The sequence below is a fragment of the Agrobacterium leguminum genome (assembly GCF_015704895.1).
GTDB classification, from domain to species: Bacteria; Pseudomonadota; Alphaproteobacteria; order Rhizobiales; family Rhizobiaceae; genus Agrobacterium; species Agrobacterium leguminum.
In genome coordinates this window covers 40,620-60,974 of record NZ_JADQWB010000010.1, presented here as the reverse complement: position 1 = coordinate 60,974, position 20,355 = coordinate 40,620, and the positions used below count along the sequence as shown (strand labels likewise).

General features: G+C 60.8%; 18 protein-coding genes. 8 read left to right on the top strand and 10 right to left on the bottom strand.

Annotated elements, in window-relative coordinates:
- Positions 1–2: 2 nt before the first annotated feature.
- The 3 genes from I3J13_RS15750 to I3J13_RS15740 form a co-directional block, all read right to left on the bottom strand.
- The gene (locus tag I3J13_RS15750) at positions 3–479 is read right to left on the bottom strand and encodes an OsmC family protein (protein ID WP_196379408.1); all 477 of its coding nucleotides are present in this window, start codon (positions 477–479) and stop codon (positions 3–5) included.
- Positions 480–538: 59 nt separating this feature from the next.
- Entirely contained in the window at positions 539–1,915 is a 1,377-nt protein-coding gene (locus tag I3J13_RS15745; protein WP_196379407.1) for an aspartate aminotransferase family protein, read from the bottom strand.
- 305 nt (positions 1,916–2,220) lie between these two features.
- A complete protein-coding gene (locus I3J13_RS15740; protein WP_196379406.1) occupies positions 2,221–3,129 on the bottom strand; it encodes a diacylglycerol/lipid kinase family protein in 909 nt (302 codons plus the stop codon).
- A gap of 235 nt (positions 3,130–3,364) precedes the next feature.
- Here I3J13_RS15740 and I3J13_RS15735 point away from each other — a divergent pair, with 235 nt between their 5' ends.
- Entirely contained in the window at positions 3,365–4,609 is a 1,245-nt protein-coding gene (locus I3J13_RS15735) for an MFS transporter (RefSeq protein ID WP_051671853.1), read from the top strand.
- A gap of 282 nt (positions 4,610–4,891) precedes the next feature.
- Complete coding sequence (mgtE, locus tag I3J13_RS15730) at positions 4,892–6,265, top strand: magnesium transporter (RefSeq protein WP_196379405.1); 1,374 nt, start codon at positions 4,892–4,894, stop codon at positions 6,263–6,265.
- 245 nt (positions 6,266–6,510) lie between these two features.
- Here mgtE and I3J13_RS15725 read toward each other — a convergent pair whose 3' ends face one another.
- Together I3J13_RS15725 and I3J13_RS15720 are read right to left on the bottom strand one after the other, a co-directional pair.
- Positions 6,511–7,347, bottom strand: a complete 837-nt coding sequence (locus I3J13_RS15725) for an undecaprenyl-diphosphate phosphatase (RefSeq protein ID WP_080817340.1) — start codon at positions 7,345–7,347, stop codon at positions 6,511–6,513.
- Positions 7,348–7,467: 120 nt separating this feature from the next.
- Positions 7,468–7,857, bottom strand: a complete 390-nt coding sequence (locus I3J13_RS15720; protein ID WP_196379404.1) for a winged helix-turn-helix transcriptional regulator — start codon at positions 7,855–7,857, stop codon at positions 7,468–7,470.
- A 103-nt stretch (positions 7,858–7,960) separates the two neighbouring features.
- Between I3J13_RS15720 and I3J13_RS15715 the strand changes: the two genes are divergently transcribed.
- Entirely contained in the window at positions 7,961–8,977 is a 1,017-nt protein-coding gene (locus tag I3J13_RS15715; RefSeq protein ID WP_196379403.1) for a zinc-binding alcohol dehydrogenase family protein, read from the top strand.
- 87 nt (positions 8,978–9,064) lie between these two features.
- On the opposite strand, the gene I3J13_RS15710 is transcribed toward I3J13_RS15715, so the two are convergent.
- The 3 genes from I3J13_RS15710 to I3J13_RS15700 form a co-directional block, all read right to left on the bottom strand.
- The gene (locus I3J13_RS15710) at positions 9,065–9,805 is read right to left on the bottom strand and encodes a pentapeptide repeat-containing protein (protein ID WP_059753741.1); all 741 of its coding nucleotides are present in this window, start codon (positions 9,803–9,805) and stop codon (positions 9,065–9,067) included.
- A 458-nt stretch (positions 9,806–10,263) separates the two neighbouring features.
- Positions 10,264–11,928, bottom strand: a complete 1,665-nt coding sequence (locus tag I3J13_RS15705) for an electron transfer flavoprotein-ubiquinone oxidoreductase (RefSeq protein WP_196379402.1) — start codon at positions 11,926–11,928, stop codon at positions 10,264–10,266.
- Between the two features lie 451 nt (positions 11,929–12,379).
- Complete coding sequence (locus tag I3J13_RS15700) at positions 12,380–13,093, bottom strand: DNA helicase (protein WP_196379401.1); 714 nt, start codon at positions 13,091–13,093, stop codon at positions 12,380–12,382.
- 292 nt (positions 13,094–13,385) lie between these two features.
- On the opposite strand from I3J13_RS15700, the gene I3J13_RS15695 reads away from it, so the two are divergent.
- Positions 13,386–14,144, top strand: coding sequence for a hypothetical protein (locus tag I3J13_RS15695; RefSeq protein WP_236000967.1), 759 nt, complete (start codon positions 13,386–13,388; stop codon positions 14,142–14,144).
- 58 nt (positions 14,145–14,202) lie between these two features.
- On the opposite strand, the gene I3J13_RS15690 is transcribed toward I3J13_RS15695, so the two are convergent.
- Positions 14,203–15,123 carry a cation diffusion facilitator family transporter gene (locus I3J13_RS15690; RefSeq protein ID WP_196379400.1) on the bottom strand — a complete coding sequence of 307 codons (921 nt, stop codon included), beginning with the start codon at positions 15,121–15,123 and terminating at the stop codon, positions 14,203–14,205.
- A gap of 182 nt (positions 15,124–15,305) precedes the next feature.
- Between I3J13_RS15690 and I3J13_RS15685 the strand changes: the two genes are divergently transcribed.
- Positions 15,306–16,094 (top strand): SDR family oxidoreductase, encoded by a 789-nt coding sequence (locus tag I3J13_RS15685; protein WP_003524086.1) that lies wholly within the window; start codon positions 15,306–15,308, stop codon positions 16,092–16,094.
- 18 nt (positions 16,095–16,112) lie between these two features.
- Here the strand turns inward: I3J13_RS15685 and I3J13_RS15680 are convergent, their stop codons facing one another.
- Positions 16,113–17,090: a sensor domain-containing diguanylate cyclase gene (locus I3J13_RS15680; protein ID WP_196379399.1), complete on the bottom strand. Its 978-nt coding sequence runs from the start codon at positions 17,088–17,090 to the stop codon at positions 16,113–16,115.
- A 407-nt stretch (positions 17,091–17,497) separates the two neighbouring features.
- Here I3J13_RS15680 and I3J13_RS15675 point away from each other — a divergent pair, with 407 nt between their 5' ends.
- From I3J13_RS15675 to I3J13_RS15665, 3 genes are all read left to right on the top strand, one after another.
- On the top strand, positions 17,498–18,796 hold the full coding sequence (locus tag I3J13_RS15675; RefSeq protein ID WP_196379398.1) for an Hsp70 family protein: 1,299 nt from the start codon (positions 17,498–17,500) through the stop codon (positions 18,794–18,796).
- 43 nt (positions 18,797–18,839) lie between these two features.
- Complete coding sequence (locus I3J13_RS15670) at positions 18,840–19,739, top strand: uracil-DNA glycosylase (RefSeq protein WP_196379397.1); 900 nt, start codon at positions 18,840–18,842, stop codon at positions 19,737–19,739.
- A gap of 151 nt (positions 19,740–19,890) precedes the next feature.
- Positions 19,891–20,082: a hypothetical protein gene (locus I3J13_RS15665; protein WP_003509784.1), complete on the top strand. Its 192-nt coding sequence runs from the start codon at positions 19,891–19,893 to the stop codon at positions 20,080–20,082.
- Positions 20,083–20,355 lie beyond the last annotated feature (273 nt).

The following is a 20,355-nucleotide window of genomic DNA, read 5'->3' as shown; positions in this document are numbered from 1 at the left end:
CCTCAAACCACCTTCACCTTCACCGTCCCCTCCACGCGGATGGGAAAATTCACCGAGCGTGCGATGAAGCATTTGTCGTGTGCATCATGGTGCAGCTCATCCGCTCTGGCCGGATCGCCTTTCGAAATGGTGATCACCGGTTTCAGCACCACTTCGCTGAATTGCCCCGCGCCATCCTTTTCCATCACCAGCGTGCCTTCGGCATTGTCGACATAGTCTTCGACGATGATGCCGTTGACCGAGCAGAAATGCAGGTACCACAGCTTGTGGCAGGCCGAGAGCGAGGCAACCAGCAGGTCTTCCGGGTTCCAGCGGGAGGGATCGCCGCGGAAGGCGGGGTCGGAGGAGCCGGCTATGTCAGCCTTTCCCGCCGTGGAAATCGTGTAGTCGCGTTCATAGTCGCGATAGCCCGAAGTCCCCTTGCCGCGATTGCCCGTCCATTTCACCTGAACGGCGTAATGATGTTCCTGACCTGCCATTTTAGTCCTCCCTAAGAGTTTTTCGTCGCATTTTCCGGACGTAAAACCGCTACGCAGTTTTACTGAAAATGCTCCCGCGTATCGCGCAGGTGGTCGAGCCCCTTGCGCAGCGTTTCTATGATCTCATCCACTTCCGAGCGGCTGATCGTCAGCGCCGGTGAGGCCAGCATGCGGTCGCCGGTGGCGCGCATCACAAGGCCATCTGCCAGGCAATGGTTGCGCACCGCGGTTCCGATGTCGTCCGGCTTGGCGAAACGCCGGCGCGTCGCCTTGTCGGCGGTAATCTGCAGGCCGCCCATCAGGCCGACATTCACCGCCTCGCCGACCAGTTCATGACCAACAAGGCTTTTCCAGCCTTCGGAGAAATAAGGGCCGATATCGTCGCGCACCCGTTCCACCAGTCCCTCCTCCTCAATGATGCGGAGGTTTTCCAGGGCGGCGGCGGCGCAGACGGGATGGCCGGAATAGGTGAAACCGTGGTTGAAGTCACCGACCTCAGACAACATCACCTTCGCCACCCGATCCGAGACGATGACGCCGCCAATCGGCAGATAGCCTGATGACAGGCCCTTGGCGACGGGGGCGAGGTCCGGCTCCACGCCGAAATGCTGATAACCGAACCAGGAGCCGAGACGGCCGAAACCGCAGATCACCTCATCGGAGACGAGCAGGATGTTGCGCGCCTTGCAGATGCGGGCGATTTCCGGCCAGTAGGTTTCCGGCGGCACGATGACGCCGCCCGCACCCTGAATGGGTTCAGCCACGAAAGCGGCGACATTTTCCTCGCCGAGTTCATCGATCTTCGCTTCCAGTTCGCGCGCAACCTTCAGGCCGAATTCGGCCGGTGAAAGATCGCCGCCCTCGGCATACCAATAGGGCTGGCCGATATGGGCCACGCCCTCGATCGGCAGGTTGCCCTGCTCGTGCATCCATTTCATGCCGCCGAGCGAAGCGCCTGCCACGGTCGAGCCGTGATAGCCGTTGCGCCTTGCGATTACCCTGGTCTTCGTCGGATGGCCGAGCGCTTTCCAGTAGACGCGCGCCATTCGGAACCAGGTATCGGTCGCTTCCGAGCCGGAATTGGTGAAGAAGACATGGTTCATCTTCGGCCCGGCGCGCGAGGCGATCTTCTGCGCCAGAAGCGTCGCGGGCGGCGTGGTGGTGCCGAAAAACGCGTTGTAATAGGGCAGCTCGTTCATCTGGCGCTGCACGACATCGGCAATCTCGCGGCGTCCGTAACCGATATTCACGCACCAGAGGCCGGCAAAGGCGTCGAGATATTTCCTGCCGGTGCTGTCATAGATGAACACCCCTTCCGCGCGCTCGATGATGCGGGTGCCGGCGGCGTTGAGCTTGCCCATGTCAGAAAAGGGGTGGAGGTGATGGGCGGCATCGATGGCGGCGAGATTGGACATCGGCTTGGAGATTTCATTCATGACAGATCGCACTCCCATAAAGGCAACGGCGCTCACGCCACCGCGCCTGCCGAACATGGCCGGGCGGCTTCGATTTGGCAAGGCTGGCGTTTTTTAGGGGGCGGCTTGGACGAACGGAGGCGGCTGGGTTTCTTCTCCCCGAGGGGGAGAAGGTGGCCCGAAGGGTCGGATGAGGGGGCGACGGCAGAGATAGACCGAGAGCTCGCCCCCTCATCCCGCTGCCGCGGACTTCTCCCCCTCGGGGAGAAGAAACAAGCGGCAAACACCCTGTCCATAAGCGGGTGTCGCTGCTCCTCAGTCACGCGCTATCCGAAGAACGGCCGCCCCACCAGCACCTTCAATTCGCCGGCGTGAACCTCCAGCGCCACATCCCGCTCCATGGGCAGCAATTCGCCATCGATGACGCAGCGCAGGTCATGGCGTTTCTTGGGAAAATGCAGCTCCACATCCGTCACGGTCATGGCGGTCACGGCGGCGTTTTCCTTCAGCCTGCCGCGCAGAATATCAAAAGCGAGTTTCGCGACGCCGGAAGGACGCAACGGATCGGCGAGATAAAAGCCGAGATGGCCGCCCGAGACATTGTCCGCGACCATCAATGCGCTCTGGCCGAATTCATTGTTGGAAACGGAAATGGCCGAGACCTTGCGATGCTGCGTTTTGCCGTTGACGGTATATTCCACCTCGAAGACCGGCGGATTGAGGATGACGCTGATGGCGGCGCGGATGCTTGCCTTGATCTTGCCGAGGCGGGAGGCAAAAGCGAGATTGTTGCGATAGCGCACCATGCGGGAATGCAGGCCCGCGGAAAACTGGTGGACGAAGAGGCGGCCATTGGCGCTGGCAATGTCGACACTGGCAATCTCGCCATTCGCCAGCGTTTCCAGCGCCTGGCGAATATCGAGCGGCAGCTTCAGCGAGCGGGCGAAGAGGTTCATGGTGCCGGCCGGAACGATGCCGAGCGCGATGCCGTGTTTCCAGGCGATGGCGGCTGCTGCGGAAATCGTGCCGTCGCCGCCGCCGGCAATGATGCCTTCGATGCCCGGCTCATCGGCGGCGCGCTCCATTTCCTCGACGATATCCTTTCCGGAGACCAGACGGCAATCGATGGCGTGGCCGGCGCTGGTGAAGACCTCGCGGGCATGGTCGCAATAGGCCTCCATGTCGGTGGTGCGAAACGTGCCGCCGTCACGATTGAAAATTGCAATGAGCTTCATGTTTCCAACCCGATCCAGTGAGGCAGCCGCGCGTAAATGCCTGACCCTATATAGGGTTCCGAACACCATCGCGTGAAGATGCTCTTTTGCCGAGAATCGCTCTACCGCAACGCATCATTTCATGTTAGGGATCACTTAAGGTCATTTTCATGACCGCGCATCTCCAGTCAGGGCAGACCGCTCCCATACGGTCTTGCCCTTTTTTCTGTGGGCCCTTCCCGCTTTTCAGGTCACGATGAGCCAGTCGAATATTTCCGAAGCCCGCCCTGGCGCGGAGAATGAAACCGTTTACACGGCCGCCCCTGCCGTGGCCCTCTCCCCGCTTGCCATCGCGCTCATCGAACTGGCGCTTGCCGCCGGCGGCTTCGGCATCGGCACCGGCGAATTCGCCATCATGGGCCTGCTTCCCGACGTCGCCACCACCTATGGCGTCACTGTTCCGCAGGCGGGTTATGTCATCACGGCCTATGCGCTCGGCGTCGTCATCGGCGCGCCGATCATCGCGGTTCTCGCCGCGCGCATGACACGCCGCACCCTGCTTCTCGGCCTGATGGGGCTTTTCGCGGCCGGTAATATCTTGAGCGCCGTCGCACCGGATTTCCTGAGCTTCACCGTCCTGCGCTTCATCACCGGCCTGCCGCATGGAGCCTATTTCGGGGTTGCGGCGCTGGTGGCGGCCTCCATGGCGCCGATCCACAAGCGCGCCCGCGCCGTTGGCCGCGTCATGCTCGGCCTCACCATCGCCACCCTGCTCGGCACGCCCCTCGCCACCTTCTTCGGCCAGCTGCTTTCCTGGCGCGCGGCCTTCATGCTGGTCGGCGGCATCGCGCTTTTGACAGTGGCTCTGCTCTGGTTCTTCCAGCCGCGTGATCGGGTAGAGGAAGGCGCGAGCGTCTGGCGCGAACTCGGCGCTTTCCGCCGCGTGCAGGTGTGGCTGACGCTCGCCATCGCCGCCGTCGGCTTCGGCGGCATGTTCTCGGTCTTCAGCTATATCGCCAAGACCACCACCGATGTGGCGATGATGCCGGTTTCCACCGTTTCCATGGTGCTGGCGCTGTTCGGCATCGGCATGAATGTCGGCAATGTGGTCGGCTCGCGGCTGGCCGATATCTCGCTCAACGGCACGATTGGCGGCATGCTTGCCTTCAACGTGCTTGTCATGACCGTGTTCGGCATGACGGCGGACAATCCTTTCATGCTCTGCCTCTGCGTCTTCCTGATCGGCTGCGGTTTCGCCGCCTGTCCGGCCGTGCAGACGCGGCTGATGGATGTGGCGCAGGATGCGCAGACGCTCGCCGCCGCCTCCAACCATTCCGCCTTCAACATCGCCAATGCGCTCGGCGCCTGGCTCGGCGGCCTCGTCATCGCCATGGGTTTCGGTTACGCCTCCACCGGTTATGTCGGTGCGGTTCTTTCCCTTCTCGGGCTTGGCGTTTTCCTTGTTTCCGTCACCGTCGAACGGCGCGAAAAGGCGGCTTGAAGCCGCCTTTTTTACAGTCTGCATCGCCGCCCCTCGCCACGGTGCAGAACCTTGCGGAAATTTCATGATCGGGCGCTTGACTCTTTTCGGTTTCAGGCGCAACACGGCCTTACGCGCATGCCGACCGGCACGGCGCGGATTTCAACGGAGCATCATTGGATGTCTAGCGACAGTAGCAGTCGATTGCCTTTGCCGAGACCGGCGAACGTGAACTGATCCGACCGCTGTCGGCTCACCACCGCGTTCGCCGTGATCGGCGAATCGACGGAAAGGTGAGCAATCATGAACTTCCACAACCTCTCCCAGAGGGCCAGCAAGGCCGCACGTCTTCTTCGTAGCGGAAACGCCGGCTCCACCACCATTGCCGAACGCGTCGAGCACCTCAACACGCTCGATGTCAGCGAAGCCGTAACCGCCCTCCTCGCCATGCCGCAGGCAAAGGCCGTCGCCATTCTCGACCGGCCGGAACTGCATGGCGCCGCCGCCATCATCGCCGATATTCCGGTCGAACAGGCCGCCCGCCTCGTCAACCTGATGTCCGACGACCGCGTGGCCGACGTCATGGCGGAAATGGCCGAAGAGCCGCGCGCAAAGCTGTTTTCCCGGCTGGACCGCACGACGGCGCTCTCCATCCAGCATCTGATGGGTTATCCGCCGCGTACCGCCGGCTCGATCATGACCACGGAATTCGTCAGCGTGCCGGACAATTGGACGGTGGAACAGACCCTTTCGCACATCCGCGTCGTCGAGCGGTCGCGTGAAACGGTCTATGCCATCTATGTGCTGGCGCAGGATGGAACGCTCTCCACCGTCGTGACGCTGCGCCGCCTGCTGACCGGCGAAGCCAGCGCCTCCATCCTCTCCGTCGCATCGAAGGAAGGCATCGTCTGCGCCAGCCCCCTGATGTCGCAGGAGGATGTCGCCCGGCTGATCCGCAAGCACGACCTTCTGGCCCTGCCCGTCGTCGATGACCGTTCGCATATTCTCGGCATCGTCACCGTCGATGACGTGATCGACACCATGATCGCCGACACGACGGAAGACGCCCACAAGTTCGGCGGTATGGAAGCGCTCGGCAAGCCCTATATGACGATCGGTTTTCCGGACATGATCCGCAAGCGCGCCGGCTGGCTCGCAGCGCTCTTCCTCGGTGAAATGTTGACGGCCAGCGCCATGCAGCATTTCGAGGGCGAGCTGGAAAAGGCCGTGGTGCTGACGCTGTTCATTCCGCTCATCATGTCGTCGGGCGGCAACTCCGGTTCGCAGGCCACCTCGCTCATCATCCGGGCGCTGGCGCTAGGCGAGCTGAAGCTTTCCGACTGGTGGCGGGTGCTGCTGCGGGAAATCCCGACGGGCCTGACACTCGGCTGCATTCTGGGCGCCATCGGCTTCCTGCGTCTGAGCCTCTGGCAGCAGGCCGGGTTTTACGATTATGGCGAGCACTGGTTGCTGGTCGGCGCCACCGTTTTCGCGGCCCTCGTCGGCATCGTCACCTTCGGTTCGCTCGCCGGCTCCATGCTGCCCTTCGTACTGCAGCGCCTGCGGCTCGATCCGGCCAGCGCATCGGCCCCCTTCGTCGCGACGCTGGTGGATGTCAGCGGGCTGATCATCTACTTCTCGGTGGCGCTGGTGATCTTGAGCGGCACGTTGCTGTAAAAAACGAAAGGCCCGCTCCGAAGAGCGGGCCTTAGGACGCCGACTAAGTCTGGAAAGCTCTCTTTCGTCATGCTCGGGCTTGTCCCGAGCATCTGCAACGTCTCGATTGAATTGGACTTGGTTAGATCCTCGGCACAGGGCCGAGGATGACGTCGAGTACCTGATTAGCCTTGTCAATAAGCTGAGGCCCGTTCGAAGGAGCGGGCCTTTTCATTTGCGGTGAGCACAGGCTTTAACGCTACCCCTCACCCACCCGCGTTGATCACGCCCGTTCCCAGCAGCCCCAAAAGAATGACGCCAATGACCACGCGGTACCAGACGAAGGGCATGTAGCTCTTGGTGGAAACCAGCTTGAGGAACACGACGATCACCGCATAACCGACCACGAAGGCGATCAGTGTCGCAAGCCCCGTCGGACCCCAGCCGACCGGATTGTCCTCGCCGATGCTCTTGAAGAGCTGATAAAAGCCGGAGCCGAAGACGGCGGGAACGGCGAGCAGGAAGGAATAACGCGCTGCCGCCTCGCGGGTATAGCCCAAAAGCAGGCCGGCGCTGATGGTGCCGCCCGAGCGCGAAACGCCGGGGATGAGCGCCATGGCCTGCGCGAAACCGAACAGGATGCCATCGCGCCAGATAAGCTGGTTCAGTTTGTAACGCTTCTCACCGATTTTATCGGCAACGCCGAGAACGATGCCGAAGACGATCAGCATTACGGCGGTGATGTAAAGGTTGCGCAGCGAGTGCTCGATGGCATCCTTGAAGAACAGGCCAAGAAAGACGATCGGCACGGAACCGATGATGATGAGCCAGCCGAGCCGGGCATCGGCCTTGTTATACTCGCCGAGGCGAAAGTTCTGCCGGAGCCAGGCGATGGCAATGCGCATGATATCCGACCAGAAATAGACCAGCACGGCGGCTTCGGTGCCGATCTGCGTAATCGCGGTGAAGGCGGCTCCCGGATCCGCGCCGGAGGGCAGGAACTCCCCGGCGATCCTCAGATGCGCGCTTGAAGAAATCGGAAGAAATTCCGTAAGCCCTTGCAAAAAGCCGAGAAATGCGGCCTCCAACCAACCGATGCTCATGTGTCCTGATGTCCCTGCTGCGAATCGAGATCGCAGCATTATGCATCAATCGGGGCAAATACATGTTGCATCGCACCATGAAAAAGGCGCGCGCAGGGATGGGCTTTTACCCGTGATTTTTCAGGCGGCCTTTTCCTTCGTCTCGGGAAGGCGGGTATATTTCTCGCCGTTCCTGCACACGACATGGGCGTCGCCCCAGCTTTTCAGCGCCGAGATCACCGGTATCATCGTCTCGCCGAGCGGCGTCAGCGCATAGTCCACGCGTGGCGGCACCACCGGAAAAACGGTGCGGGAAATCAGGCCGGCCTCTTCCAGTTCGCGCAGCTGCTTCGTCAGCATGCGCTGGGTGACGCTGGGAATATGGCGGCGCAGCTCGTTAAAGCGCAGCGTGCCCTCATTGATGAGGTGATAGAGGATCACGCCCTTCCATTTGCCATCGAGGAAACTTAAGGCCGATTCCACCGGGCAGCCGGGAAAGTTGCCGGTGAGCTTGGCGCGCGGTCGCGACATCACAGTATCCTTTTTGTATGTATCATCACAAAATGTGCATTCTTGCGATCGATGTTCATATGTATCAAGTAAGAGGCACGCAAACAAGCAAAGGAGACTGTTCATGCGCGCCATCGGTTACAGGACCAGCCAGCCCATCACCGCGAAAGACGCTCTCATCGATATCGACCTGCCCCAGCCGGAAGCGAAGGGACACGATATTCTGGTGGAGGTGAAGGCCGTTTCGGTGAACCCCGTCGACACCAAGGTGCGCCGCAACCAGTCGCCGGAAAACGGCGCCGCCCGCGTGCTGGGCTTCGACGCTTCGGGCGTGGTGAAGGCCGTTGGCGACAAGGTCACGCTGTTCAAACCGGGCGATGAGGTGTTTTACGCAGGCGTCATCAACCGCCCCGGCTCCAATAGCGAATTCCATCTGGTCGATGAGCGCATTGTCGGCGCAAAGCCGAAGTCCCTGAATTTCGAGGAGGCCGCCGCGCTGCCGCTGACCGCCATCACCGCTTACGAGACGCTGTTCGACCGGCTGCGGGTGAAGGAGCCGGTTCCGGGCGCGGCCAACGCCATTCTCGTCATCGGCGGCGCGGGTGGCGTCGGCTCCATCGCCGTCCAGCTTCTGCGGGCGTTGACCGACCTCACCGTCATTGCCACCGCTTCACGGCCCGAGACGATTGCGTGGGTGAAGGAACTCGGCGCGCATCACGTCATCGATCACAGCAAGCCGATCGCCCCGCAGGTGGAAGCGCTCGGGCTCGGTGCGCCGGGCTTTGTTTTCTCCACCACCCATAGCGACATCCATGCCGCCGACAGCGTGGCGACCATTGCGCCGCAGGGTCGTTTCGCGCTGATCGACGATCCGGCCGGCGGTTTCGACGTCATGGCCTTCAAGCGCAAATGCGTATCGATCCATTGGGAAATGATGTTCGCCCGCGCCGTTTTTCAGACGCCTGACATGATCGAGCAGCACAGGCTGCTCAACCATGTGGCCGGGCTTGTCGATGCCGGCAAGATCAAGACGACGCTGACGGAGGTTTTCGGCACCATCAATGCCGCAAATCTCATCAAGGCGCATGGGCTGATCGAGAGCAACAGGGCCAAGGGCAAGATCGTGCTTTCGGGCTTCTGATCGCCGGTGAGGCGTCCGCAGCGCGGACGCTTCTCTTCCGCTTATGGAGATGTTTGGGCCGAGCGTAAGACCGCCCGGCTATTCCTGTCAATCGTCGTCCGGATCTTCCGGGCACGGCCAGGAGGCCGGCGCGGTGAGGCCGTTCGGCAATTTGGTCTTGGCGTCGCCGCAGGCAATGTCGATCTGCTTCTGATCAAGGCCGGTGGCCATGGAAAGATCGAGCCCTTCGATCCTCGTCAGCAGCAGGAATGCGCTGGTGAAATCCACCGGACCGCCGAGCTTGGCGCCGCCGAAACGGGCCCGTGACAGATTGGTCAGGGAGAATTTCGAGCCGTTCAGCGTCGCGCCCTCGAAATCGGCGCGGCCGAGTTCAGCCTTGGTAAAATCCGTGCCGTCCAGCTTGGTGTTTTCGAATTTGGTCCGCTGCATTTCAGCATTGACGAATTTGGCGTTGGTGGCGTCGGCGGCTGAAAAATCGCTGCGATAGGCTTCCACCTTGGTCAGATTGGCGCCCTGCAGGTTCGCCTCGCCAAGGGCCGTGCGGATAAGCTTGGCCTTCTCGAGATTGGCGCCCTTCAGCGAAGAACCGCGCAGGTCGGTATAGGTGAAATCCGTGCCGTAAAGCATTGCCGAATCGAGATTGCTGCCGCCCAGCATCAGCAGGCGCTTGTTGCATTCGCGCCAGTCGATGCCGGCCATGGCATCGGTACGGCAGCTTGCGGCCACCAGCGGACCGCCGCTGAAAGAAACGGCAATCATCGCAAGCGTTGCCACACCGGCAACGAACCCTGTCTTCCGCACGATATTCAGCCTTTGAAAGCCGGACATTCCTTCACTCCCTGCCGTCGGGCGACGGCACTTAGGACCATATGCACATTCAAGGCGTTACCGCATCGCTGAACCACAATCCACGGGCCACGCGACCATGCAACACCCCAACATCCTATATGTAAGAAATCGAAGAGCAATCCACAAATACTGACGGGGAGACGGGCTGTGGACGCTGCTCTTCCGCCATGCCGGACTTGGGTACTGGCATCCAGTCAAGGCGCGTCTGCATCGTGGGAAATGAGTCCTTCGATCAGAGGTCTGCCCGTTCCGCACATGTCGCCACTCCCGGCCGCATGACACAATGGCTGAGAGTGATTGCGAGCGGTCTTTCCACACTCGACGTCATCCTCGGGACAGGCCCGAGGATCTATCCACCTATCGTAAAATCAATCCGTTGCAGATGCTCGGGACAGGCCCGAGCATGACGGAAGAGAAGGCTCCGCCCGTAATCGCCATCACATATTGGCGTAAACCGGCCCCTCGCCGCCCTGCGGCGGCACCCAGTTGATGTTCTGGTTGGGGTCCTTGATGTCGCAGGTCTTGCAGTGCACGCAGTTCTGGGCGTTGATGACGTAGACTTCTTCGCCGTCCTTCTCCACCCATTCGTAAACGCCGGCCGGACAATAACGCGTCGAAGGGCCGGCAAAGACATCGTGCTCAGACAGTTTTTGCAGCGCCATGTCCTTCACCTGAAGATGCACCGGCTGGTCCTCCTCATGGTTGGTGGAGGACAGGAACACCGACGACAGGCGGTCGAAGGTCAACACGCCATCCGGCTTCGGATAGGCGATCGGCTTGTGCTTTGCGGCCGGCTCAAGGCTCTCGGCATCCGTCTTGCCGTGCTTCAGCGTGCCAAAGAAGGAGAAGCCGAACAGCTGGTTCGTCCACATGTCGAGACCGCCGAGACCGACGCCGATGAGCGTGCCGAACTTCGACCACAGCGGCTTGACGTTTCTGACCCGCTTCAAATCCTTGCCGATATCGCCCTCGCGCCATTCCGCCTCGATCTCCGCCACCTCGTCATGGGCGCGGCCGGCGGAAATCGCCGCGGCGATCTTTTCCGCCGCCAGCATGCCCGACAGCACCGCATTATGGCTGCCCTTGATGCGCGGCACATTGACGAAACCGGCGGAACAGCCGATCAGCGCGCCGCCGGGGAAAGTGAGCTTCGGCACCGACTGATAGCCGCCTTCGGTGATGGCGCGCGCACCATAGGAAATGCGCTTGCCGCCCTCGAAGGTCTCGCGGATGGCCGGATGCGTCTTGAAGCGCTGGAATTCCTCGAAGGGGTAAAGATAGGGGTTCTTGTAGTTGAGGTGCACCACGAAGCCGACGGCGACGAGGTTATCCTCGAGATGATAGAGGAAGGAACCGCCGCCGGTCTTGAAACCGAGCGGCCAGCCGAAGGAATGCTGCACGAGACCCTGTTTGTGCTTCTCCGGCTTGACCTGCCAGAGTTCCTTGATGCCGATGCCGAATTTCTGCGGCTCGCGATCCCTGGACAAATCGAATTTGGAAATCAGCTGCTTGGCGAGCGAACCGCGCACGCCCTCGCCGATCAGCACATATTTGCCGTGCAGCTCCATGCCGCGGGTGAAGTTCGGACCCGGCTCGCCATTCTTCTCGATGCCCATATCGCCGGTGGCGACACCGATGACGGCGCCCTCATCGTTATAGAGCACCTCGGTTGCGGCAAAGCCCGGATAGATCTCGACGCCGAGCCCTTCCGCCTTTTCCGCCAGCCACCGACAGACCAGCCCAAGCGAGACGATGTAATTGCCATGATTGTTCATCAGCGGCGGCATCATGAAATTCGGCAGGCGGATGGAGCCGGCCGGGCCTAAGAACATGAACTGGTCGTCCTTGACCTCGGTTTTGAAGGGGTGCCCCTCCTCTTCGCGCCAGCCCGGCAGCAACCTGTCGATGCCAATCGGATCGACCACCGCGCCGGAGAGAATATGCGCGCCGACTTCGGCACCCTTTTCGAGAACGACGACCGAAAGCTCCGGCTCCACCTGCTTCAGCCGGATCGCGGCGGCAAGGCCCGCAGGACCCGCGCCAACGATCACAACGTCGAATTCCATCGCTTCGCGTTCGGGCAGTTCCATCGCTTCCGTCATCTCATCCTCTCCGCATCGCCGGTCCCATCCGGCTGTTGTTATATCCGCTTTCCGGCATTCCCGGCGCATCGCCCGCGCCAGTCAAAAAACCATCCGCGACACCGCATCCACCAGCGCCTGTCTTCGCAAAGCAGGACGCCTTTGTCGAGCTTCTATAGCGGCAAAACATGTCGCACGCCAGTCAATTGTCAGACAACCTGATGATTGCTTTATTACTTTTACGTTCACGTAAATAAAAGAATAGGAGTGACGCGCACGGGCGTCAAGGGTTGTTAAAGCCGGGATACTGAAGAAGGTGGGGTGACGGTGCGAAGGCTGTGGCGGCCCTATTTCCGCAGCTGCTTGGCGTTTTCCGCTGTCTTCTCACGTGGTTTCAGGCACGGTTCCGCGCTATGTCGCAACCAGATTTCAGCAGAGTGCCTGCCGCGACCCGTCAAGTCGCGGCAGGCAATCAGGCGACGTCCTGAAGTTGCGCTTCGCCATCATGGAGGAAGCACGCCCTGTTAAAAAGGCCGAGATCGACGAAGTTCGGAAGGCGAATATCGCGGATGTCAGGAAGCCGCTTGCTTTCCGGATCGAACGATCTGTCGATTTGCGAAATGAAGCCCAGAACGCAACCTGACCGTCGCGCAAAATCACCGAGGGCTCGTAGCTGCTCGGAAAGAACGGGCTTGCTCCGCTGTTGATCCAGCGCCTGGAGATAGTCGATCACCGCGACTGTTCCCGGTCGCGACCCCGACATCCGATCGATGATATAGTCCGCACTAATTTCATCGGAAGTGACAATCTGAACTTGGTTGGCGAAGCCGTCAGCCTCCCTTTCAAGCGATTGGAGATATTTTCCCGCCTGTTTTTCGGTCAATTCCAACGTAAACAGGAACGCCTTGCGGCCGTCCCGGGCCGCATCGATCAGAAGCTGAAGACCAAGCATGGTCTTGCCCTGCCCCGGTCGGCCAGCGAGCAATAACAGGTCGCCGGCATCGAGACGGGAAAGTACCGTTTCGGAAAGTGGCCCGGAAGACATCCGGGACGACAGCATGCTCCACCTTGCAAAGCCCTCTTCTTGCGCGATCTGATCCAGCGCTTCATTCAGCGGAACATCATTGTTTCGCGCCATCAGCTTTGCACGGCGTTTAAGCTGAAATATCGGTGCAGAAAGTTTCATCAAAGACCTCCATTGCGAGCCGGAACGCAACCCCTCCTTATGCGATGCTCGAACAGATGGTTCGATGATTTGGCGTCACCCTGCATGTGCGATGCTTTCCCGAAAGGAGGGGGGAGGCTTGGGTCTAGCCTGTGGTTGAAAGCTAGCGGGTTGCGCGATTCGCAGCAAGGGGCGCAAGCCGTTCGGCAGGTCGTCGGAATTGCTACCTGATGTTGCGCTCGAGTTGCGGGCGCCATAAAACCTGTCATGCACCGTAAAAAAGAACGTCAGTTCAATTGAGGAGAACGCCACCTTGAAGCGATTGATTCCAGCGCTGTTGTTATTGTCCTGGTTTGGCGCGATGCCCTTGGTGGCAAAGGCCGATGTCTCTTCCGCCAATCAAAACGAATCGGCCGCAGCATTTCAGGGCCTCGACACGCTCGCGCAGGGGGATTTACCGCGATTGTCCAACCCCGCTCATGCGAAGGTGCTGGACCGGCTCTGGAATGTGGAGGGGACCCTGGGCAGACAGCCATACCGGTCCGCCGATGTTCCGGCGCTCATCGCCATCGGCGCGAATGCGGGCGCCGTTCTTAAAACCTATGCACTGTTTACCCCACAGAACGGCAGCCTTCCGGACACAGCGGCAAATACGTTCAAATACCAGGACGAAATCGCACGCGCCGGAGCCTATCTATTACATGTCCAGGCGGCTCAGCTGGAGGCGATTACCGATTTTGTCGCCGTGCTTCCTGCCGATCAGATGAACAAGGCGCGCCGCGATGGCCTGCGCCAAATGCGCCTTGGCATCATGGAGCAGTTTACCGGACTGACCCTTATGCTGCGCTCACCGAATTTGCGATCCGAGAACCGGCTTATTTTGCTGAACGCCCTCAATGCCAGCGCCATTCCCGTGGTCACCGCGACGTCCCTTGCCGACCGAACCACCATGGCCACCCAGATCGACACGATTTTGCCGGAACTGTCCGGGCTTGAACACGAAAAGGCGCAGGCGCTGAAATCGCTCTTCATGAACCAGAATTGCGACGGGCTTTGCGCGATGGATCGGTAGCCGCTCAATACCCGGTTGACACAAAGGGGCTGCAACTCCGCCCCTCAGACCTTCCCACTCAAACCGCCCACTCCTCATCCGTCGTGAACACGATCGTCAACCAGCGGTCGCTCCCCTCGCCGCCCAGCGCATCGCCGATCTCGTCGCGGATCGCGTCCCATTCCTCCAGACGCCGGGGCGGCCAGTTTTTCGGCACGATGAAAAAGAGTTCGATCTGACGGCCGCGGCCGACGCGGGCGACATAGGAATAGTGCGAGGAGAAGCCGAATTTCTCCACCGTCTCGGCGGCCACCCGGTCCACATGCTGCTTGAATTCCAGCGGGGTCACCAGAAGAATGTCCGCGAGCGCCTGTTTCACATTGCCGAGCGGCATGGGGATGATGACGAGGCAGACCAGCGCCAGCACGGCCGGGTCGATATAGGGTGCCAGCCATGCCTGCGCCGTTCCCGTGAGCCCGTAACCCACGGCGAAGGCGATGAATAGCGCCATGCTCAGAAGCGCGCTCATCAGCCAGCTTTTGGCGTCCAGCGCCACGAAGGCGGATTTCAGCCGGCGGTTCTGCCGTTTGACGAACCATGCCATGGCGAGCGAGACGGCGAAGCTGACGAAGGTGACGACGATGGCGTAATCGAACTCGATCGATCTGCCGCCATCCATCAGGCTGTCGACGGCATTGATGAGGGCGTAGATCGCCGCCCCCATCAGGAGCGTGCCGTTAAGCCCGAGCACCATCGGCTCCAGATGCCAGAAGCCCATGGTGAAACGCTCCACCAGCCGGCCGCCGGGTTTGGGCGCGGCGGAAGCGGCGATCAGCCGCGCGACAAGCAGCGCCAGCACCGTCATGAAAGCATCCGTCAGCGCATAGACACCATCGAAAACCACGGCGAAGGAGCCGGAGAACAGGCCTGCGCCGATGCCGAAGAGCGCCAGAAGAACCGTGACAGCAATGGAGAATTTGAGCAGGGATTGTTCTGTCATGACGTGTATTTTACCTTCAAAACCGGACGCCACCTTGCTGGAGCGTTTTCTCTTTTCCTCGAATCGAGAAAACGCTCTAACTCTTTGTTTTGTAGCATTTCCAGACGGAAAACCGGGGTCCACTTTTCCTGGAAATGCTCTATAAACAGCACATTGAGCACTCACAAGACAGGACAAAACCCATGGATCTCGGCATTTCCGGCAAACGCGCCCTCGTTCTCGCCTCCTCTCGCGGCCTTGGGCTGGGCATTGCCACCGCGCTGGCGAAAGAAGGCGCACATGTCCTTCTTGTCGGCAGAAGCGGCGAGAAGCTGGAGGCGAATTGCAAGGCGATCAATGCGCTCGGCAAGGGCAAGGCCGACTGGGTCTGGGGCGATCTGGCCGAGGATAATTTCGTCGAGGCCATGGTTCAGGCCGTCAGGGAAAAGCTCGGCGGCATCGATATTCTCGTCAACAACACCGGCGGCCCGACGCCGGGCCTTGCGCAGGAGATAACGGCCGACAAGCTGGATACCTTCTTCCAGTCGATGGTGATGCGCGTCATCACGCTTACCAATGCGCTTTTGCCGCAGATGAAGGAACAGGGTTTCGGCCGCATCCTGACTGTCGCCTCCTCCGGCGTGTTTGAGCCGATCGCCAATCTGGCGCTGTCCAATACGCTGCGCGGCGCACTGGTCGGCTGGAGCAAGACGCTGTCCTCCGAAGTGGCCGGTTTCGGCGTCACCTCCAACCTGCTGCTGCCCGGCCGTATCCATACCGACCGCATCGATGAGCTCGATGGCGCCAACGCCAAGCGTCTTGGCAAAAGCGTCGAGGAAATTCGCGAGGCTTCCGTCAAGAGCATTCCGGCGGGCCGTCTCGGCACGGTGGAGGAATTCGGCGCCGCCGGCGCTTTCCTCTGCTCGGTGCCGGCAAGCTACATCACCGGTACGATGCTGCGGGTGGATGGCGGCGCGGCAAAGTCGAATTAAGGCCGCGACGGCGCGTTATCAAACGGGCGCATCGTGGATGACGAAGCGGTTGCGCCCCGTATTCTTGGCCCGATAAAGCGCCGTATCCGCCCGACGCAGCGCTTCAGCCGCGCAATCGCCGGGGCGCACGAAGGCAATGCCCGCCGAACAGGTGTAACGGAAATCCGGGACCTGTTCGAGCGGCGAGGCCTCCCGCAGCGACGCAAACAGGGCTTCGACGACGCTTTCGGCATTGTGCATTCGCGCGCCGCTCAGCCCCAGCAGAAACTCCTCGCCGCCGATACGCCCGATGAGATCGTCGCGACCGGCGGCGGCGCATAGTTTTTCGGCGAAATGTTTCAGCACCCTGTCGCCCGATGCATGGCCGAAGCGATCGTTGATACTCTTGAAATGATCGATATCGAGCAGCACCAGCGCCAGCGCCTGCGCCTTGTGGGGGCCGAGGCTGTGACCCAGATTGTCCATCAGGTAACGGCGATTGCCGAGCCCCGTCAACTCGTCGCAGAGGGCGGATTTGAGCGCCCTGTCGCGTTCCTGCCTGAGGTCGCGAAGCTCTATGCCGAGTTCGGAAATATCGGTGATGACGCACAGCATCCAGCCGCCCGGCAAAGTCGTTTCCGTCGTCAACATCCAGCGCCCGTCATTGAGGCTGGTCTCGATGGTGCGGAAGGGCAGCTTGCCGCGCCTCGTCCTGGCGGAGCGCAACCAGACCTCGAAGTCGGAGGTCTCGATTACGGTGCCGGTGGAGTTGCCGTAGCCGCTGCGCATCAACTCGACCCAGCTTGGAAATTCATCCGGCGCGACATCCAGCGCCTTGCGGAAAGCCGCATTCGCAAAACACAACCTGTCCTCGCCATCGAACAGCGCATAACCCTGCTGCGATGCTTCAAGAAGGTTCATGAGCTGACGGTTGAAAACGCCGGCGTCGCCCCGAACGAGGCCGGGATGATCCGGCGATACATTGTCGAAGTTGGAACTGGTCGTCTTGCGGGACATTGAATTTTCCAGATGACAAAGCGACAGGCAAAACCGAAGGGAGCGTTGAATTAAACCCTTATCGTCGGGCTCCGCCAGTACAAAAAACAATGCATGCGCGCCGGCTGCCATTGCGCTGTTCAACGGCAGCGGCTTCGTACCAGCATAGCGACAAACCCCTAAGAACATTGTCAAAAAACTGCCGTGCTCTTTCACGAGTGCGGAGGCGGATCGTTTACCATCTTCCCTACCCGACAGACGCTGCCGTCAATCTGCGAAAAACGGTGGGGGAAAAGCTTGCCATTCCATCGGGCCTGTGCAATCAACCGCCCTCCTCTGACATCGGGGTGCCAAAGGCATCCCTTATTTTCACGCCGGGCCGCCTTTCAGGCCGGGCGGGTGTTTCTATCGGCAACAAGGATATGGCGATGACGCAAAAGCGGGCTCTCGGCCTCGATTTCGGCACGACCAACACGGTCATGGCTCTTTCCGACACGGGCGGCGCCAGCCGGTCCATGCGCTTCACCAGCAGCGCGGGCACGGATGACAGCATGCGCACGGCGCTCTCCTTCATGAAGGATGCCGGCCTTGGTGCGGCCGCCCTGCATGTGGAAGCCGGCCATGCCGCCATCCGGCAATTCATCGACAATGCCGGCGACTGCCGTTTCCTGCAATCGATCAAGACATTCGCGGCCTCGCCGCTGTTTCAGGGCACGCTGATCTTCGCCAAGCGCCAGAGCTTCGAGGATCTGATGGACGTGTTCCTGCGCAAGCTGAAGACCTATGCGGGCGAGGAATGGCCGGGAGACGTCTCCACCGTCATCGCCGGCCGACCGGTGCGTTTCGCCGGCAGCAATCCGGATGAAACACTGGCACTCGCCCGTTACAACGAGGCGCTCACCCGCGCCGGTTTCCCGGAAATCCACTATGTCTATGAGCCGGTGGCGGCCGCCTATTATTTCGCCCAGAGCCTGAAGAAGGACGCCAATGTGCTGGTGGCGGATTTCGGCGGCGGCACGACGGACTATTCGCTGATCCGCTTCGAGACCCATGCCGGCAAGCTTTCCGCCACCCCCATCGGCCATTCCGGCGTCGGCGTGGCGGGCGATCATTTCGACTTCCGCATGATCGACAATCTGGTCTCGCCGGAAATCGGCAAGGGCAGCAAGTTCAAGAGCTTCGACAAGGTACTGGACGTGCCCTCCGGCTATTACGTGAATTTCGGCCGCTGGAACCAGCTGTCGATCTTCAAGACCTCGAAGGAATTCACCGACCTCAAATCGCTGGTGCGCTCGGCGCTGGAGCCGGAAAAGCTCGAACTCTTCATCGATCTGGTCGAACATGACGAGGGTTACCCGCTCTATCAGGCGATTTCCGCCACCAAGATGGCGCTCTCCTCGGCGGAAGAAGCCGAATTCAACTTCGCACCATTGGGCAAGGCCGGCCGCAAGATGGTGAAGCGCAGCGATTTCAACAACTGGATCGCCGAAGACCTCGCCAAGATAGAAGAAGCGCTCGACGAGGTTCTGGAAAAGACGAAAGTCGCGCCCGAATCCATCGACAAGGTGTTCCTGACCGGCGGCACCTCCTTCGTGCCGGCGGTTCGGGAGCTTTTCACCCGCCGTTTCGACGCCGACCGCATCGAAAGCGGCGGCGAGTTGCTCTCGATTGCGCATGGTCTGGCCATGATCGGCGAAAGCGGCGATATTCAGCGCTGGACAGTGTGATTTGCGGGTTCCCCGGGCGGGGAACATGGGGTAATTTCCGCCCATGATCGCCGCTCACGACCTCTCCCCGGCCGAACTCGCCGCCCTCCTGCATTTCCATGCGGATGCGGGCGTGGACTGGCTGCTGGAAGACCAGCCGGTCGATCGTTTCGCCGAATTTGCCGCCGCCCGCCCAGCCCGATCCGCGCCTGCGCAGGAGGCCGCAGCAGCTTCACGCCAGATGGAAAGGCCGGCGGACCGCCGTGCCGATGCGCCTCAGCGGCAGGCGGCGACGCGCAACGCCCCGGCGCGCGGCGCACCGGCGGCCCCCGCCATTCAGCAGAATGTCGCCATGCCGGACGAGCAGGCCGTGGCGGCGGCGCGTTTTGCGGCCGAAAGCGCGCGGTCGCTTGCCGAGCTGAAAACCGCGCTCGACGGTTTCAGCGGCTGCAACCTCAAGAACAGCGCGCGCAATACGATCTTTACCGAAGGCGACCCCGCCTCCGCCATTATGGTCATCGGCCCGATGCCGGATGCCGATGACGACCGCGAAGGCCTGCCCTTCGCCGGCAAGACCGGGCTGTTGCTCGACCGCATGCTGGCAGCCATCGGGCTTGAGCGCAGTACCATCATGCTCGGCAATGTCGTGCCCTGGCGGCCGCCGGGCAACCGCCCGCCGACTCAGGCCGAAATGGATATCTGCCGCCCCTTCATCGAGCGTCAGATCGCCTTGGCGGAGCCGAAACACCTGTTGCTTCTCGGCAACTTTACCGCACGTTTCTTCTTTGGCGGCACCGGCACGATCCATACGCTGCGCGGACAGTGGCGTGATGTCGCAGCCGGACACCTGATTTTGCCCGCTTTGGCCAGCCTGCATCCGCAGGAACTTTTGAATGCGCCGGCCAGCAAGTCATTGGCATGGCAGGATTTATTGGCTTTTCAGGCAAAGATTGCCGAAGGCTGATTGCCTTATTCTTGCTCAATGTAAATGAATTATGAAAAAAGCCATGCACAATGCGCATAACAGCGGCGCATTTGCTCAGCTTGCCGAATCCATGCTGCGCTGCGATATAGGCCCCATGTCTTGGGAGGAATAGGTTTAAGGAACCAAGGCAATGACCACTCGCTTCCGTCCGGTACATTCCGGCTTTGAAACGCTCCGCCTGGCGGGCCTCGGCCCTCGCTCCAGTCAGGGTTACCATCGTTTCGGCGCAGCCGCAAACGAACAGATGACCGCACGCGCTGCCATGCAGCAGGTCCGCGTGACGCGTCCCTCGGCAGTCTTCGCGGATTTCCGCGAGCGCTGAGAAGCACTCAGGCCAGTCTAGCGCTGGTCCACAGATATGATTGCGCGCTGGCGTCTTTCTTCGGGAAGGCGCCTTTTGCTTTTGCGTGGTTTTTTTCGAAAGGCTGCGACGAAGTCTTGAACCGAGTCACAAGGTTGTAGTGCGCGCCCAGCCGTCCCTTCTTCCGTTAACGCCGGTTGAGACGAAAAACGGCACTCTCAATCTTGTCTTCCACCATGCGTCATCCAATCCGTCATTCCGGCCTTGAGCCGGAATCCAGCCAGCCCAAGTCCT

What these genes read in the sequence shown, in the direction of transcription:
- I3J13_RS15705 (WP_196379402.1), bottom strand. Translation starts at nt 11,928, where the DNA reads ATGACGGAAGCGATGGAACTGCCCGAACGCGAAGCGATGGAATTCGAC.
- I3J13_RS15740 (WP_196379406.1), bottom strand. Translation starts at nt 3,129, where the DNA reads ATGAAGCTCATTGCAATTTTCAATCGTGACGGCGGCACGTTTCGCACC.
- I3J13_RS15700 (WP_196379401.1), bottom strand. Translation starts at nt 13,093, where the DNA reads ATGAAACTTTCTGCACCGATATTTCAGCTTAAACGCCGTGCAAAGCTG.
- I3J13_RS15715 (WP_196379403.1), top strand. Translation starts at nt 7,961, where the DNA reads ATGCGCGCCATCGGTTACAGGACCAGCCAGCCCATCACCGCGAAAGAC.
- I3J13_RS15665 (WP_003509784.1), top strand. Translation starts at nt 19,891, where the DNA reads ATGACCACTCGCTTCCGTCCGGTACATTCCGGCTTTGAAACGCTCCGC.
- I3J13_RS15725 (WP_080817340.1), bottom strand. Translation starts at nt 7,347, where the DNA reads ATGAGCATCGGTTGGTTGGAGGCCGCATTTCTCGGCTTTTTGCAAGGG.
- mgtE (WP_196379405.1), top strand. Translation starts at nt 4,892, where the DNA reads ATGAACTTCCACAACCTCTCCCAGAGGGCCAGCAAGGCCGCACGTCTT.
- I3J13_RS15735 (WP_051671853.1), top strand. Translation starts at nt 3,365, where the DNA reads ATGAGCCAGTCGAATATTTCCGAAGCCCGCCCTGGCGCGGAGAATGAA.
- I3J13_RS15720 (WP_196379404.1), bottom strand. Translation starts at nt 7,857, where the DNA reads ATGTCGCGACCGCGCGCCAAGCTCACCGGCAACTTTCCCGGCTGCCCG.
- I3J13_RS15690 (WP_196379400.1), bottom strand. Translation starts at nt 15,123, where the DNA reads ATGACAGAACAATCCCTGCTCAAATTCTCCATTGCTGTCACGGTTCTT.
- I3J13_RS15745 (WP_196379407.1), bottom strand. Translation starts at nt 1,915, where the DNA reads ATGAATGAAATCTCCAAGCCGATGTCCAATCTCGCCGCCATCGATGCC.
- I3J13_RS15750 (WP_196379408.1), bottom strand. Translation starts at nt 479, where the DNA reads ATGGCAGGTCAGGAACATCATTACGCCGTTCAGGTGAAATGGACGGGC.
- I3J13_RS15675 (WP_196379398.1), top strand. Translation starts at nt 17,498, where the DNA reads ATGACGCAAAAGCGGGCTCTCGGCCTCGATTTCGGCACGACCAACACG.
- I3J13_RS15670 (WP_196379397.1), top strand. Translation starts at nt 18,840, where the DNA reads ATGATCGCCGCTCACGACCTCTCCCCGGCCGAACTCGCCGCCCTCCTG.
- I3J13_RS15710 (WP_059753741.1), bottom strand. Translation starts at nt 9,805, where the DNA reads ATGTCCGGCTTTCAAAGGCTGAATATCGTGCGGAAGACAGGGTTCGTT.
- I3J13_RS15680 (WP_196379399.1), bottom strand. Translation starts at nt 17,090, where the DNA reads ATGTCCCGCAAGACGACCAGTTCCAACTTCGACAATGTATCGCCGGAT.
- I3J13_RS15685 (WP_003524086.1), top strand. Translation starts at nt 15,306, where the DNA reads ATGGATCTCGGCATTTCCGGCAAACGCGCCCTCGTTCTCGCCTCCTCT.